The sequence below is a fragment of the Pseudomonas sp. BF-B-26 genome, assembly GCF_019956495.1.
Classification (GTDB): Bacteria; Pseudomonadota; Gammaproteobacteria; order Pseudomonadales; family Pseudomonadaceae; genus Aquipseudomonas.
Genome location: NZ_JAHBDP010000065.1, coordinates 1 through 15,500 on the forward strand (window position 1 = coordinate 1; position 15,500 = coordinate 15,500).

At 60.5% G+C, this 15,500-nt stretch carries 15 protein-coding genes; 9 read left to right on the plus strand and 6 right to left on the minus strand.

Going from position 1 to position 15,500, the window contains the following annotated elements; translation table 11 throughout:
• Positions 1–95: 95 nt before the first annotated feature.
• Positions 96–1,457 carry an ATP-binding protein gene (locus KGB03_RS10905; RefSeq protein WP_223527070.1) on the minus strand — a complete coding sequence of 454 codons (1,362 nt, stop codon included), beginning with the start codon at positions 1,455–1,457 and terminating at the stop codon, positions 96–98.
• Positions 1,454–2,164, minus strand: coding sequence for a response regulator (locus tag KGB03_RS10910; protein ID WP_218538159.1), 711 nt, complete (start codon positions 2,162–2,164; stop codon positions 1,454–1,456). The genes KGB03_RS10905 and KGB03_RS10910 overlap by 4 nt, the downstream gene beginning before the upstream one ends.
• A 166-nt stretch (positions 2,165–2,330) precedes the next feature.
• Between KGB03_RS10910 and KGB03_RS10915 the strand changes: the two genes are divergently transcribed.
• The 4 genes from KGB03_RS10915 to KGB03_RS10930 all read left to right on the plus strand — a co-directional run bounded on the left by KGB03_RS10915 (position 2,331) and on the right by KGB03_RS10930 (position 5,960).
• On the plus strand, positions 2,331–3,119 hold the full coding sequence (locus KGB03_RS10915) for a VacJ family lipoprotein (RefSeq protein ID WP_223527071.1): 789 nt from the start codon (positions 2,331–2,333) through the stop codon (positions 3,117–3,119).
• Positions 3,109–3,372 carry a hypothetical protein gene (locus KGB03_RS10920; RefSeq protein WP_192410225.1) on the plus strand — a complete coding sequence of 88 codons (264 nt, stop codon included), beginning with the start codon at positions 3,109–3,111 and terminating at the stop codon, positions 3,370–3,372. The genes KGB03_RS10915 and KGB03_RS10920 overlap by 11 nt, the downstream gene beginning before the upstream one ends.
• A 78-nt stretch (positions 3,373–3,450) precedes the next feature.
• Positions 3,451–5,373 (plus strand): alkaline phosphatase D family protein, encoded by a 1,923-nt coding sequence (locus tag KGB03_RS10925; protein ID WP_223527072.1) that lies wholly within the window; start codon positions 3,451–3,453, stop codon positions 5,371–5,373.
• Between the two features lie 83 nt (positions 5,374–5,456).
• Positions 5,457–5,960, plus strand: coding sequence for an adenylate kinase (locus tag KGB03_RS10930; RefSeq protein ID WP_218538155.1), 504 nt, complete (start codon positions 5,457–5,459; stop codon positions 5,958–5,960).
• Positions 5,961–6,102: 142 nt separating this feature from the next.
• On the opposite strand, the gene KGB03_RS10935 is transcribed toward KGB03_RS10930, so the two are convergent.
• A complete protein-coding gene (locus KGB03_RS10935; RefSeq protein ID WP_218538154.1) occupies positions 6,103–7,278 on the minus strand; it encodes an aspartate aminotransferase family protein in 1,176 nt (391 codons plus the stop codon).
• Positions 7,279–7,380: 102 nt separating this feature from the next.
• Between KGB03_RS10935 and KGB03_RS10940 the strand changes: the two genes are divergently transcribed.
• Together KGB03_RS10940 and KGB03_RS10945 are read left to right on the plus strand one after the other, a co-directional pair.
• Complete coding sequence (locus KGB03_RS10940; protein WP_111450307.1) at positions 7,381–8,286, plus strand: LysR family transcriptional regulator; 906 nt, start codon at positions 7,381–7,383, stop codon at positions 8,284–8,286.
• 75 nt (positions 8,287–8,361) lie between these two features.
• Complete coding sequence (locus KGB03_RS10945; RefSeq protein ID WP_111450308.1) at positions 8,362–9,375, plus strand: sensor domain-containing diguanylate cyclase; 1,014 nt, start codon at positions 8,362–8,364, stop codon at positions 9,373–9,375.
• 19 nt (positions 9,376–9,394) lie between these two features.
• On the opposite strand, the gene msrA is transcribed toward KGB03_RS10945, so the two are convergent.
• The 3 genes from msrA to msrB are packed head-to-tail and all read right to left on the minus strand — an operon-like array spanning position 9,395 to position 12,470.
• A complete protein-coding gene (msrA, locus tag KGB03_RS10950) occupies positions 9,395–10,102 on the minus strand; it encodes a peptide-methionine (S)-S-oxide reductase MsrA (RefSeq protein ID WP_218538153.1) in 708 nt (235 codons plus the stop codon).
• A gap of 31 nt (positions 10,103–10,133) precedes the next feature.
• Positions 10,134–11,909 (minus strand): cytochrome c biogenesis protein DipZ, encoded by a 1,776-nt coding sequence (locus KGB03_RS10955; RefSeq protein WP_218538152.1) that lies wholly within the window; start codon positions 11,907–11,909, stop codon positions 10,134–10,136.
• Between the two features lie 42 nt (positions 11,910–11,951).
• A complete protein-coding gene (gene msrB / locus KGB03_RS10960; protein WP_192410214.1) occupies positions 11,952–12,470 on the minus strand; it encodes a peptide-methionine (R)-S-oxide reductase MsrB in 519 nt (172 codons plus the stop codon).
• Positions 12,471–12,621: 151 nt separating this feature from the next.
• Here msrB and KGB03_RS10965 point away from each other — a divergent pair, with 151 nt between their 5' ends.
• The 3 genes from KGB03_RS10965 (at position 12,622) to KGB03_RS10975 (ending at position 15,432) form a co-directional block, all read left to right on the plus strand.
• Entirely contained in the window at positions 12,622–13,338 is a 717-nt protein-coding gene (locus tag KGB03_RS10965; RefSeq protein ID WP_218538151.1) for a response regulator transcription factor, read from the plus strand.
• Positions 13,335–14,852: a sensor histidine kinase gene (locus KGB03_RS10970; RefSeq protein ID WP_218538150.1), complete on the plus strand. Its 1,518-nt coding sequence runs from the start codon at positions 13,335–13,337 to the stop codon at positions 14,850–14,852. Before KGB03_RS10965 ends, KGB03_RS10970 begins: the two co-directional genes overlap by 4 nt.
• 64 nt (positions 14,853–14,916) lie before the next feature.
• Positions 14,917–15,432, plus strand: coding sequence for a hypothetical protein (locus KGB03_RS10975; protein WP_192410212.1), 516 nt, complete (start codon positions 14,917–14,919; stop codon positions 15,430–15,432).
• Positions 15,433–15,500 lie beyond the last annotated feature (68 nt).

Here is a 15,500-nt window from a genome sequence, read left to right on the forward strand (position 1 = left end):
GGGAGTGTCAGTCGACATCTTTGTCGCCTGACACACCGCTTTCGCGAGCAAGCCCGCTCCCACAGGAGTTGTGTGAGCAAATGCTGAGCGATCAGCTATGAACCCGGATGCACCGGCAACACCACCAACGCCTCCAACCCACCCGTCGACCGATTGCGCAGTGTCAGTACACCTCCGTGTTCCAGCACAATCGCCCGCGCCGCCGACAACCCCAAACCAACGCCCCCGGTGCTTTTGTTCCGCGAGCCTTCCAACCGGAAGAACGGCACGAACACTTGTTCAAGGCTGGCATCCGCAATCCCCGGGCCACGATCCAGCACGTTGATCCGCACCTCGCCAGCTCCGGGGATCAGTTCAATCGCCGGCTCACTGCCGTACTTGATCGCGTTATCCAGCAGATTGGTCATCACCCGCTTAAGCCCCAACGGTCGCCCGAAATACACCCACCGCAGCGGCCCACTGAAAGCAATCTCGACGCCCTGATCCCGATAATCATCCAGCAACGTTTGCAGCAGTTCCGCCAGATCAAACTGGGTCGCCGGCTCAAGCCGCGCATCATCGCGGAAGAACTCCAGCGCCGAGTTGATCATCGCCTGCATTTCATCCACGTCACGAAACAAGCGCTGCTGTTGCTCGCTGTCTTCAATGAATTCCCCCCGCAAGCGCATCCGCGTCAGGGGCGCGCGCAGGTCGTGGGAGATGGCGGCGAGCATTTGCGTGCGGTCGCGGATGAAGTGCTGCAACTGGGCCTGCATGGCATTGAACGCGAGAATCGCCTGGCGGATTTCGTGGGGGCCGAGCGGTTCGATCGGCGGTGCGCGGAAGTCCACACCGAAGCGCCGAGCGCCTTCGGCGAAGTGCTGCAAAGGCGTGGCGAGGCGCCGGGTGGCGATCAGCGCGACCAGTGCGGTGGAGATCAGCACCAGCAGGATCACGATCAGGTAGCGTGGCGTTTCGTCGAGCCCCCAACTGCGCGAGGGCGCGGAGAACATCAGCCATGTCGAATCCGATAGCTCGATCAGCAGCGCGTAATGCGCGTCCGCCGTGTGTTCCGTCCAGTCGGCCGGTTCATAGGCTTCGATGCGCCGGTCAGGGGTTTTGAGCATGGGCTGCAGAATGGTCGAGCCGATGCCGGACTTCGGATCTTCCACGGCTGGCAAATTGAGATCGTGCCTATCAGGATGCCAACTGACGGTGAAGCCGTTCTCGCTGGCGGCTTGCGCCAATGAGTTGCGCAGGGGCGCCGGGGCGGCCTCGACGACACGGGTGATGGCAGCGGCTTTTTCCAGCAAGCCGGTTTCGGTCAGCGGCGGACGCGCCCACACGCCGGCCAGTTGGATAAACAGCCCATTGAGCGCCAGTGAAATGAGCATGGCCAGGATGATCGTCAACGCGATCCAGCGCGCCACCGTATCTTGCGGCCAGTCTCGGGCGCGTATCCGCTTCAACCCGATCATCGCCGCGTCACGCTGGGCGTGAACAGGTAACCGCCATTGCGCACGGTACGAATCATCGCCGGCCGTTTGGTGTCGGACTCGAGTTTGCGCCGCAGGCGGCTGACTTGAACGTCGATGCTGCGATCGAATGCCTCATGACAATGCCCACGCGCCAGGTCCAGCAATTGCTCGCGGGTGAGGATGCGCTGGGGGTGTTCGACGAAGACCAGCAGCAAGTCAAACTCACCGGCCGACAGCGGAATCATCACGTTGTCCGGCGAGCGCAGTTCACGTCGCGTGACGTCCAGGTGCCAGTCGGCGAAGTCGATCAGCGGCCGTGGCCGTTCCTGCAATACCGGACGGCGCTCGTCCACGCGGCGCAGCACGGCGCGCACTCGCGCCAGCAGCTCACGGGCGTCGAAGGGTTTGGTCAAGTAATCGTCGGCACCCAGTTCCAGGCCGACCACCCGATCACTGAGTTCACCCATGGCGGTGAGCATGATCACCGGTATTGCGTATCGAATCCGCAGTTGCTGGCACAGGATCAGCCCGCTGTCCCCCGGCAACATCACATCAAGAATGATCAGGTCTGGCAGCTGTCGCTCGATGGCCGCCCACAGCGATGCGCCGTCGGTGGCGACTTCGACGCTGTAGCCGTGCTGCACAAAGAATTTTTTCAGTAGATCGAGAACCTCAAGGTCGTCGTCCACAATTAAAAGGCTGTTCACCGAAGGTCACTTAAGGGGCGAATGGAACCGCCATCTAAAACCATTCACGGCTGCGCGTCATTTATTTCAATCCTGCAATAAAGCGTCAGCGACGCAATAAACCAGACATCTTTGCGCAAGGCTTGGGGCCCAGCATCTCGGCGAATTCCTCCCGAGAATCGCGTCCATGTTGCCTTTCAATTGTGCTCCCTGGCTGACCCGCAACACCTCGATTGCCGTGCTGGCCGCCGGGTTGGCGGGTTGCAGCAGTCAGCCGCCGTCCACCGATGTGAGTTGCGCCGACATCGCCTATTCGGTGAACGACCCCGCCGAACCGTTCAATCGCGGGGTCTTCGCGTTCAATCAGGTGGTCGATGACTATGCCCTGGCGCCGGTCGCTCGCGGCTATCGCTACTCGCCAGATTTTTTCCAGACCGGTGTGCATAACTTTGTGGCGAACTTCGGCGAGCCCAAGGTGTTCATCAATGACCTGCTGCAAGGCAACCCGATGCGCTCGGCCAATACGCTGGGGCGTTTCGTGCTGAACACCACGGTCGGTGTAGTGGGCTTGATCGACGTCTCCGGCATGGCCGGCATCCCGCGTCACGACGCGGACTTCGGCCAGACGTTCGGCGTGTGGGGCATCGGCAACGGGCCGATCGTCGAACTGCCTTTGCTCGGCACTTCCAACAGCCGCGACGCCGTCGGCCGCGTGCTCGGTTTTGTGGTCGATCCGTTTGGCAGCAACAGCGACACCGTGGACACCTTGGCCACGATCAGCACGGTCGGCGGCTTCGTCGATGGCCGCGCAGAAGCCTTACCGCTGACCGATAGCCTGCAAAAACTGCCGGACTACTACAGCGCGTTACGCAACGTGGTCGCCGAGCATCGTGCCGCTTACGTCGCCGATGGCAAACAAGGCTCGGCGCAGACAACCAAACATCAATGCACAGGAGCACCGGCCGATGGTTTCTGAAGGCAATAGCCTGACGCTGCAACAACGGGTCATCCAGCACGACCCGGCCACTCTGCACTGTCGGGAAATTACCCTGCGCCTGTCAGAGGACTGTCGCCATCTGGTGCTCAGCCGCTACACCGAACACTATGGCCCGGCGCTGGTGCGATGGATCGAGCGTAGCCACACGGTGTCCGTGACAGACTTGTTTCGCTGGCTTGTGGCCAATGGCGAGACCGATGTAATGACGGCGGGCAGCGAGCAGTTGCCTTGACTGTCAGATTCGAGCCCGTTGCCATTCATTGACGTCAGCTGCGTTATCATCGCGCGCTTCTCTGTTTCAGAAACCCGGATGTCCATGTCTTTGCCGCTGCCTGACGATCACCAATCCCTGCCACCTGTCCTGGTCGGGCCGCTGTTGCGGCGTCTGGAGCCCACGCGGCTGGTGATGTGGCTGGTGGGGTCGCGGGCGTTGTCGCTGACGTTGCGTCTGCAAGATCGCGACGCGATCCACCTCGACGCGATTCAGTGCACAGTCATTGCGGTGGGCACCCAGGCTTTTGTTCATTTGATCGATGTGTCGCTGGACGCCGCCCTGCCCTGCGACACGTTAATCGAATACGACCTGCTGATTGACGACGCAGGCACAGGCATCGCCGATTGGGCCCCGCACTTGCTGTACGGAGACGCCCGTTGCCCCAACTTCGTCCTGCGTAAAAAGGCCGATCATCTGCTGCACGGTTCTTGCCGCAAACCTCACCACCCAGCCCCGGACGGTTTGCTGTGCGTCGATCGTTTGCTGGAAGCCGAGCCGGATGCACACAAACGCCCGGCGCTGTTGATGATGAGCGGCGATCAGGTGTATGCCGACGATGTCGCGGGGCCGATGCTGCGAGCCATCCATGCCTTGATCAAACGCTTGGGGCTGTTCGAAGAGCACCTCGAAGGCGCGGTAGTCAGCGACAGCGCCAAGCTCTACGAGCACCCCGCCAGCTACTACCATCGTGCGGATTTGTTACCGGCGCTGGAGAGCAACGAAACCCTGCGCGAGCGATTTTTCGGTGGGGCGCGTAAGCCGATTTTCACCAGCAGCAGTGCCGACAACCATCTGGTGACGTTCGCCGAAGTCATGGCCATGTACCTGCTGGTCTGGTCGCCGACACCCTGGACATTGATCGCCCCGCAACCGCCGGCGCTGACACCTGCAAGACGCGAGCGTTATACCCTTGAGCAGACGCGCATCGATGGCTTCAAGGCCGGTCTCGGAGGCGTCGCCCGAGCACTCGCGCACCTGCCGTGCCTGATGATTTTCGACGATCACGATATTACCGATGACTGGAATCTTTCCGCGCAATGGGAGGAAACGGCCTACGGCCATCCGTTCTCCAGGCGCATCATCGGCAACGCACTGCTTGCTTATATGCTGTGCCAAGGCTGGGGCAACAACCCGGATGCGTTCGGCGCGATGCTGAAGAAGGCTGTCGGATTGAGCGCCACCGGGCATGACCGCTACCTCGACAGTGACATTCAGGACGAGCTGATTGACGAACTGCTGAGATTTCAGAACTGGCATTACGTGCTGCCCACCAGCCCGGCCATCGTCGTACTCGACACCCGCACCCGGCGCTGGCGCAGCGAGATGAACCTCAAGCAGCCTTCGGGTTTGCTGGACTGGGAAGCCCTCAGCGAACTGCAACAGGAACTGCTCGATCACCCCTCGGCCATCATCGTTTCACCGGCGCCGATCTTCGGCGTCAAACTGATCGAAACCGTGCAGCGCGTCTTCAGCTGGTGCGGTTATCCCCTGCTGGTGGACGCCGAAAACTGGATGGCCCATCGCGGTGCGGCCCAGGTGATCCTGAACATTTTCCGACACTCGCGCACGCCCGGTAACTACGTGGTGCTGTCGGGCGATGTGCATTATTCCTTCGTCTACGAAGTACTGATCCGACACCGCAAGGCCGGCCCGCGCATCTGGCAGATCACCAGCAGCGGCATCAAAAACGAATTCCCGCCCGCGCTGCTGGAGTGGTTCGACCGCCTCAACCGCTGGCTCTACTCGCCGCGCTCGCCGCTGAACTGGCTGACCAAACGCCGACGTATGCGCATTGTTCCCCATGTCCCGGAACATGCTGAAGCAGGTGAACGGCTGTGGAATTCGGCGGGGATCGGGCAAGTGTTCTTTAATGAAAAAGGACAGCCGCAGGAGATCTATCAGCACAACTCAAACGGCTCGCCGAAGACGCGGATGGTTGCGCCTGACAGCGAAGACTGAACGCTGAAGGCTGATCGTTGATCGTTCCCACGCTCTGGTGGGAACGATCGGTTAACGGCCCCCTTACGTGATCGGTGTCGCTCATGAACCTCACCCGAACCCTGATCATCGGCAACTCCGGTTCCGGCAAAAGCTGGCTGGCCGAACGACTGGCCAAGCACCTGCAAGTGCCGTGGGTCGATCTCGATTCGATTCACTGGTTGTCCGACGAACACAGCATCGCCCGCCCCCGTGCCGAGGCGCTGGGCATGGCACGAGTGATGGCCAGTGAAGAGCGCTGGGTGATCGAAGGCGTTTACGGCTGGATCATCAGCGAACTCTTGCCTCGGGCGACAGCACTGATCTGGCTGTGCGTTGAAGATGAGGAATGTGTTGCCAATGTTCGTCAGCGAGAGGCGCAGCGAGACAAGAATGACGAGTTGTTGATTGCGTTGCTCGACTGGGCCGGCAGCTATCGTATGCGCGAAGATTCCAGTGGATTTGCCGCGCATGAGCAACTGTTCGAAAGGTTTGGCGGTTCGAAACTCAAGCTCAGGGATCGAACCGAAATCACAACTTTCGCGAACACCGTGTTGCAAGCCAGCTAACTCACAGTGTTTCGATCGTTCCCACGCTCCGCGTGGGAATGCCTCTTGTGACGCTCTGCGTCACGCTTTTTGGGACGCGGAGCGTCCCGGGCTGCATTCCCACGCGGAGCGTGGGAACGATCAACCACTATTGAGATAAGTCTTAGGCCGCGCTCACCGCCCGGCAAACCCCTCTGACAATCATCTCCACTTCCCGCTCATCAATCGTCAGCGGCGGCAGCAAGCGAATGGTTTTGCCCCTTGTCACGTTGATCAGCAAGCCGTGGTCCCGTGCAGCGATCAGGGTCAGGTCGCGAATCGGCTGTTTGAGTTCGATTCCAATCATTAAACCCTGGCCGCGGATCTCCAGGATGTTCGGGTCGTCCGCCAATTCGATGCGCAATCTGGCGAGCAAACGCTCGCCCTGAAGTTTGGCGTTTTCCAGCAGCCCTTGTTCTTCGATGATCTCCAGCACCGTGCAACCCACGCGGCAGGCCAGTGGATTGCCGCCGAAGGTGCTGCCGTGACTGCCGGGGGTAAAGAGATCGGCGGCTTTGCCCCGGGCCAAACAGGCGCCGATGGGAATACCGTTGCCCAGGCCTTTGGCCAAGGTCATGACGTCTGGAACGATGCCTTCGTGCTGAAAGGCAAACCACTGGCCGGTGCGGCCGATGCCGGTCTGGATTTCGTCGAGCATCAGCAGCCACGCGTGCCGCGTGCAGCGTTCGCGAATGGCTTTCAGGTAACCGGGTGGGGCCATTTGGACTCCGCTTTCACCCTGAATCGGCTCCATCAGGATCGCCACGATGCGCGGGCCGTGGGCTTGCTGCACCTTGTCCAGCGCCTTGAGGTCGCCGAATGGCACCTTGACAAAGTCCCCCGGCAACTCGTTGAAGCCCAGGCGCACGGCCGGGCCATCACTGGCGGACAAGGTGCCCAGAGTGCGGCCATGAAAGGCGTTCTCCATGACCACCACCAGCGGTTGTTCGATGCCTTTGTGCCAACCGTACAACCGAGCAAGTTTCAGCGCGGTCTCGTTGGCTTCGGCACCGGAGTTGTTGAAGAAGGCTCGCTCCATGCCCGCCAATTGCGTCAGTTTCTGCGCCAGTCGCTGTTGCCAATCGATGCTGTAGAGGTTGGAAGTGTGCAACAGCAGCCCGGCCTGTTCACTGATGGCCGAGACTATTTTCGGATGGGAGTGACCGACGTTAGTCACTGCCACGCCCGCCACCGCGTCCAGGTATTCACGACCGGCCTGATCCCACAGGCGTGTGCCCAGGCCCTTGCTGAAACTCAAGGCCAAAGGTTGGTAAGTGGTCATCAGGCAGGCGGCGGTCATGACATCAAGCTCCATCAATAGTCGGTGTTTTTGCAGTATGGTTAGCCACCTGAGCTGGATAAACGCTGCAACACTTCAATCATTTTAAAGCTGGGCTTGATAATGGATTTATTCCAGGCAATGACCGTTTACGTCAGGGTGGTGGAAACCGGCAGCATGACCGCTGCCGCTTTGCAGTGCGAAATGTCCACCACCATGGTCGGCAATCACCTGCGAGCCCTGGAGCAACGCCTGGGTGTGCGCCTGCTCAACCGTACAACGCGACGCCAGCGGTTAACGGAATTCGGCACCGCTTATTACCAGCGTTGCCTCGAAGTGCTGGGGCTGGTGGCCGATTCCGAACGGTTGGCCGAGCAGGCCCTCGACGAGCCGAGTGGAACCCTGCGCATCACCGCGCCGCTGACGTTCGGCAGCGAAAAACTGGCACCGGCCCTGAGTGAATTCGCCCTGCTGTGTCCACGCGTCAAATTGGATGTGGTCCTCACCAACCGCCGTCCGGCCCTGCTCGAAAACGGTTTCGACGTGGCGTTTCGCCTGGGCAATACCGAGGAGACCCACCTGATCGCCCGTCCACTCCTCGACTACAGCCTGACCATGTGTGCATCACCGGAGTATTTGGCGCGCAAAGGCACACCGGAAAAACCTGATGATCTGCAACACCATGATTGCCTGTCCTTTGCCTATCCGGCCGGGGATGACTGGCAGTCGGTGGAAAAGCACTGGCGCCTGACCGGTCCCGAGGGAGAAGTGGCGGTAGCGGTCAATGGGCCGATGTTGATCAACAGTTCGGCAGGACTGCATCAAGCGGCGCGAACCGGCATGGGCATCGTGGTGCTGCCTGATGCGTTGATGGAGCAGGATCTCAAGGACGGAAAACTAGTGGCATTGATGCAGAATTACTTGCCGCCAAGCCGACCGATGAACCTGATGTATGCCCAGGATCGTTACCGTTTGCCAAAACTGCGTAGTTTCGTCGACTTTGCCTTGCAGAGATGGGGCAAGCACTAGCCGACCGAATACCCCATCGACTAATCTCCTCGACGTGCGGGTCACGTAGCTATCAGGGCGACAGGGAGTGCGAAGATGGGTGAGGCGTCGAATATCGAGCCGTTGAAGTTCAATCTGTCGGATTTGAATGAAGACATGCTGCACACCATTCTGGAACTGGTCAGCGACGGCATCTGGGACTGGAACGCCAACACAGGGTTCGTCTATCGCAACCCCCGGTGGTACGAGATGCTCGGCTACCCGCCTCATTCCCTGAATAACAACGTGTTGACCTGGGAAAACGTGATCCATCCCGACGATTACCCGCAGGTCATGGCGCTGTTCGATGACTACCTGAATCAGCGCGCCCCTGGCTATCAGGCCGAGTATCGCTGCCGCATGCAGGATGGCAGCTATACCTGGATCGAAGACCGTGGCTACGTATTGGCACGCAATGCCGACGGCTCGGTGGCGCGGATGGTCGGCGCGCACCGCAGCATCGACGACAAGAAGCGCCTGTACGAAGCGCTTGAGCGACGCAACCAATCCCTTGAAGCGATCGTTGAAGAACGCACCCGAGAGTTGTCTCGCGTCAATCAGCAACTGCAAATCCAACTCGAAGAAAACCGCAAACTGGCGGAAACCGACGCTCTGACCTCAATCGCCAATCGCTATCTTCTGGAGAAAGCCCTGCCTCAGGAATGCGACCGCGCCGAACGCTTTCGACAACCGCTGTCGTTGATCGCCATGGACATCGACGACTTCAAGAACATCAACGATCACTATGGCCATGCGCTGGGCGATGCGGCATTGGTGCAGGTGGTCGAGAGCGTGAAGCACTGCGTACGCGAGGGCGATCTGCTCGCTCGTTGGGGTGGCGACGAGTTCATCCTGATCCTGCCCAATACACCACTCGCCGACGCCCGGACCCTCGCTGAACGTATCCGCCATGGCCTCGCAAGCCTGCTACCAGTGGGGGACTTTCAAGTGACCATGAGTTTTGGCGTGGTTCAGCGCTTTGAAGAAGAACAAAAGACCGGATTGCTGGCCAGGGCCGATCAGGCGCTGTATCGGTCGAAGATCGCGGGCAAGAATGTGATTTCGGGGTAAGGGCTATGCCCTTCCATTCTCACATCCCCGCCTTCACCAACACCGGTTTCTCCTGATACCGATCCGGATATAGCTTTTTCAGCTGCGCGACCTTCGGTAAATCGTTGATCACAATGTACGGATAGGTCGGGTGCTCGGTCAGAAAGTCCTGATGTTCCTCCTCGGCCGGGTAGAAACCGTTGTAGGTTTCCAGCTTGGTGACAATGGGTTTATTGAACGAATGGGCGGCGCCGAGCTGGGCGATGTAGGCCTGGGCGATGCGTTGCTGATCGCTGTTTTCCGGGAAAAGCGCCGAGCGATACTGAGTGCCGCTGTCAGGTCCCTGACGGTTGAGTTCGGTAGGGTTGTGAGCCACCGAGAAGTAGATTTGCAGCAAGGTGCCGTAGCTGACCTGACGGGGGTCGAAGGTGACTTCGACGGATTCCGCATGACCGGTATCACCACTGCTGACCCGCTCGTACTGAGCAGTGTTGGCTGCACCGCCGGCGTAACCGGAGACCGCTTTCTTCACCCCTTTGACATGCTGGAACACACCCTGGACGCCCCAGAAACAACCGCCGGCAAAGACCGCCCTTTCGCTGTCGGCCTGGGTGGTTTCGTCGAGGGTGGGGGGAGGAATGATGACCGCGTCTTCTGCCGCACCGAAGGAGAATGCCAGGCATTGGCCGATGACGCCGGCAGCGGCCAGGCTCAACAGGGTGCGACGCCAGGTGAATAGGGTTTTCATGAGGCTGATTCCTGAATGAATGGAATGACGATCAACCGAACGTAAACGCATACGCCGACACTCCGGGATCGAGAAACTCGATGCTGAAGGTCCGATCCGTTACGCCGCCGGTTTGGCGCACCAATTGGTACAAGCGTTGTTCAGTCACACTGCCGCTGCCGTCGGGCGCCACGTCAGTGCCGTGGGCATCGCCAGGGGCTTTTCCGTCAACCAACACTTTGAAGCGCACCGGTTTATGGTCAGCGCCAGGCCCCAGCACCAGGTGCAGATCGCGGGCATGGAAGCGGTAGACGATGCGACTGGCCGGCGCGCCTGAAGTCGCCCGTTCCGGGCCGACATTCCATTGACCGTCCAGGCTCCAGTCGTTGAGCGCTAATTTCGATGGAGCGCTATAGGCCGACACCTTGTCCGGCACCAGGCTGGTTTCAGGCACGAAATGCTCGGCACGCTGGTAGCCGACATAGGTTTCCGGTGATTGCACTTCGTTCATGTCCGGGGCCAGTTGAACACCCTCGGCGCTGGCATTGATCAGACCGTCCGCGACCTTCGCGGCACCTGCTTCATGCAGCAGTTGCTGGATCACCCGTTCCGATTCGGCGTACTCGCCCTCACCAAAATGGTGATAACGGATGCGACCTTGAGCGTCGGCAAAATAGTGGGCCGGCCAGTATTGGTTGTTGAAAGCTCGCCAGACCTTGAAGTCATTATCGATGGCCACCGGGTAGTTGATGCCCAGGTCCTTCATCGCTTTGGTGACATTGCCTACGTCTCGCTCGAAAGCAAACTCGGGCGCATGGACACCAATCACCACCAATCCCTGATCGCGGTACTTCTCGGCCCAAGCCTTCACATAAGGCAGCGAGCGCAGGCAGTTGATGCAGGAGTAAGTCCAGAAATCCACCAGCACGACTTTGCCTTTCAAGGCCTGCGCGGTGAGGGGTGGCGAGTTGAGCCATTGCACCGCGCCATCCAGCGGTGGAAGGTTGCCTTCAATCGGCAGTGCGCCCGGCGCTTTGTCAGCCGCTTTCATTGCACTTCCAGAGGCTGGAATCTGCGCCATCATCGCCCCGCTAACGTTCGGTGATTGGCCGGCCAGCCGTCCCACCAAAGCCTGCTCGATACCACCGGTGGACGCCGTCGAAATCCGCGCCAGAATCCCGGTGTCGAGCCCCAGGGCGATCGCCGCGACGCCGGCCAGCATTGCGGCGCCCAGACCTCGACGCAGCCACTCGCCAGCGCCGATGGAACGCTTCATCGCCGCGAAGACTTTACCGCCCAGCAGCAGCGCCACCGCGAGGGAAGTTGCGGCACCCGCGGCGTAGGCCAGCAACAACAAGGTGGTTGCGATGCTTGCCCCTTGCAACGCGGCGCCAGTCAGCAACAGCCCCAGAATCGGCCCGGCGCACGGAGCCCAGAGCAGGCCCGTGGCGACGCCGATCAGGAACGAAGCGCCGGGACGCGGCCGTGCATCGGCGCCCGCGACTTCCGATAACCGGCTGCCAGCCGCCACCAGTGGTCGGGTCAGACGCTCCGCCAATTGAGGCAGCAACAGCGTCAGCCCGAACAGTGCAACGAACAGCAACGCGAGCCAGCGACCATACTGATTGACTTGCACCACCCAACCGCCGCCCACCGCTGCCAGCGAAGCGACAAGCGCAAAGGTCAGCGCCATGCCCGCCAATAGCGGCAACCCGCTCTTCATGAACGGCTGCCCGGTGCGAGCGAAGACAAAGGGCAGCACCGGCAGGATGCACGGGCTGACAATCGTCAGCACACCACCGAGATAAGCGAGGACCAGAAGCCACATAACATCGACCTGCAAAAGTGAGTAAAAGGGAGTACCCGCGGATCAAGTCGCCTGCGGCACAAAAGTCATCGCCAGGCCGTTCATGCAGTAGCGCAAGCCGGTGGGTTTGGGCCCATCGTCGAAAACATGGCCCAAATGACCGCCACAACGCCGGCAGTGGACTTCTTCACGCAGCACCCCGAAGGAGCGGTCCTGACGAGTGGCCACAGCCTTGTCCAGCGGTGCCCAGAAGCTCGGCCAACCGGTGCGGCTGTCGAACTTGGTCGCGGAAGAAAACAGCGGCAGGTCGCAACCGGCACAGGCAAACGTACCGTCACGGTGCTCGTTGTTCAGCGGGCTGCTGTAGGCCCGTTCGGTGCCCTCTTCGCGCAGGATTTCGTACTGCTCGGCGCTGAGCATGGCGCGCCATTCGCTATCGCTGTGAGTCACCTCGAACACCTCCGCCGCGCTGGCGTCACTGACCAGCGCAGAACTGGCGGCAAATTTTGGCAATACACCGATGACCAGAGCTGCAGCGCCTAGCCCGCCGCTTGCTACGAGAAACTGTCGCCGTGAAAACATGGTCGTCTCCGAAAATTCCAGGTGCCTGTCATGGAACACAGCCTAGGCTTGGGTTGATCGCCAAATCCTCACGAGAAGTTAAACAATTCGTGATAACTCAGGCCCCGGAAAACCCGCACAATGCGCTCATTGCGCCGAAGGATTGAGCTTGATGGAACAGACCAAACGCGTCCTCGTGGTCGAGGACGACCTGCATATCGCCGACCTTATCTGCCTGCATCTACGCGATGAGCAGTTCGAGGTGGTGCACTGCGCCGACGGCGATGAAGGCATGCGCCTGCTGCAGCAAGGAAGCTGGGACGCACTGATCCTCGACCTGATGTTGCCCGGCGTCGACGGCCTGGAAATCTGCCGCCGCGCCCGCGCCATGGCCCGCTACACACCGATCATCATTACCAGTGCGCGCTCCAGCGAAGTGCACCGGATTCTCGGGCTCGAACTCGGCGCCGACGATTACCTGGCCAAACCCTTTTCGATGCTCGAACTGGTGGCCCGGGTCAAAGCGTTGTTGCGACGGGTCGACGCCATGGCCCGCAACCTGAAAATGGACGCTGGCAGCCTGATCATGGACGGCCTCTCCATCGACCCGATCACGCGTGATGTGTCCCTTGACGGCCGCCGCCTCGACCTCACCCCACGGGAGTTCGACCTGTTGTATTTCTTCGCCCGTCAGCCCGGCAAAGTGTTCTCGCGCATGGACCTGCTCAACGCCGTCTGGGGCTACAGCCATGAAGGCTACGAGCACACGGTCAACACTCACATCAACCGCCTGCGGGCAAAGATCGAAGCCGATCCGGCGCAACCGACGCGCATCCTCACGGTGTGGGGACGCGGCTACAAGTTCGCGGCCAGGGAGGTGCAACCGTGAGACTGACCCTGACTCAGCGCCTGTCGCTGGTGTTCGCCGTGTTGCTGCTGGTGTGCTGCGGCACGTCGGCCTGGATGCAGGTGCGGTCCAACAAGATGCATGAGCTGGAAGTGGTGCAAGGGTTGTCGCGGGACCTGGCCCGGCACATCGCCCATGACACCGTGCTGATGGACGCCAAAGGCCTGATGCCCGACGCCGTGCGCGACCTGTTCAGCCAACTGATGCTGGTCAATCCCAGTGTCGAGGTCTATCTGCTCGACCCCGAGGGCCGGATTGTCGGCAGTGCTGCGCCCGAGGGTCGGATACGCCGGGAGCGGGTCGATCTGGCGCCGATCCAGCGTCTGCTCAAGGGCGATGCCCTGCCGGTTCTTGGCGACGATCCGCGCAGCCTCGATGGCCGCAAAGTGTTCAGCGCCGCGCCACTGCAGGTCAATGGCAAACAGGTGGGATATCTCTATGTGGTGCTGCTGAGCGAAGAGCACGACCGCTTCGCTGAACGCGGCGCCACCAGCGCCGCCCTGAATACCGCGCTGTTGTCCATCGGGCTGGTGGCGTTGCTGTGCCTGATTGCCGGTCTCACCGCATTCGCCCTCATCACCCGACCTTTGCGCCGTTTGACCGAAACCGTCAGCCGGTTCGACATTGATGGTGCTCCGGTAACGCCGCCGGCATCCGTCCCGGTGGAAAAAGCCGCCAGCCACGATGAAATTGCCATACTCGACGCGACCTTCCGGCAGATGCAGGCGCGCCTCGGTGAGCAATGGCGTTCATTGACCCGCCAGGATCAGGAACGCCGCGAACTGGTGGCCAATATCTCCCACGACCTGCGCACACCTCTGGCCTCGCTGCACGGTTACCTGGAAACCTTGTCGCTCAAGGACACCACGTTGTCACCCGCCGACCGCCGCCGTTACCTGGGCATCGCGCTGGATCAAAGCCGCAAGGTGGGTGGTCTGGCGCAATCGCTGCTGGAACTGGTGCGCCTGGAACATGGTTTTGTGCAACCGGTGCTGGAGCGTTTCTCGCTGACCGATCTGGTGCAGGATATTTTCCAGAAATTCGAACTGACGGCCGAGGCGCGCCAGGTCGAACTGAAAGCCACCTTTGCCCCCAATGTTTCGGCGGCCTGCGCCGACCTTGGATTGATCGAGCGGGTGCTCACCAACCTGTTCGACAACGCCCTGCGCCACACCCCGCCAGGAGGAGAAATCGAGCTCGCCCTGCGTCCTCAAGGACCGTTTATCGAAGTCACCGTCAGCGACACCGGCCCCGGCATTGCCGCCGAACTGCGCGAAGGTCTGTTCCTGCGCCCATTCAACATTGGCGGCGCACGGCGTGATGGCGGACTGGGGTTGCGGATCGTGCACCGGATCCTGCAATTGCACGGCCGCGAGATCCAGCTGATTGACGTTCCCGGACGCGGCGCGACCTTCCGCTTTTCGTTGCCGGTGGATCAGCAAACGGCTGAGCAATTGGCGGTTCGGTCGATGAATCTGAATTCGCTGGGAAAATAGTCGACTGCCTGGGCCACAACAACGGCTAATATCCCGGTTCCCATTTCGGCAAGGATGCTGCGCGATGCTCAATACCCTGCAAAACACCCCATTGTGGGTTTACGCGATATTTCTGCTGCTGTGCTACTACGGCATCAAAGCCCTGTCCCCGACCCGTGAAAGCAAAACTTCATTGCTCGTCACAGCGCCGATCTTGCTGGGCTGGTCCCTGTATTCGCTGAATCTGACGCTGAATCCGCAGCTATCGGTCAGTTGCTGGTTGGCCGCCGTCATCCTGGGCAGCCTCGCGGCGTTGCTGATTTTCCCACGCAAGGGCATCGAGCTGGATGATCCGCAAACCGGCCTGATCGTGCCGGGCACAGCAAAAACACTGGTGCTGTATCTGCTGTTTTTTGCGGTGAACTATTACTTCGGCTACCAGGATGACGTTCACCCGGAAATGGCCGCCACCCTTGAGATGTCGCTGCTCAAGGCGTCGGCTTCCGGCTTTGTCTGTGGACTGATCAGCGGTCGGGCATTGAAACTTTATCGGCTGCTGCTGACACTTCAGGCAAAACGCCCCCCAATAGCCGCCAGTTAAAAGCCGCTGTGCCAAAAATGATGACCAGCCGCCTGTTCATCCGTGACAACGCCGCCTCGGTCCAATAG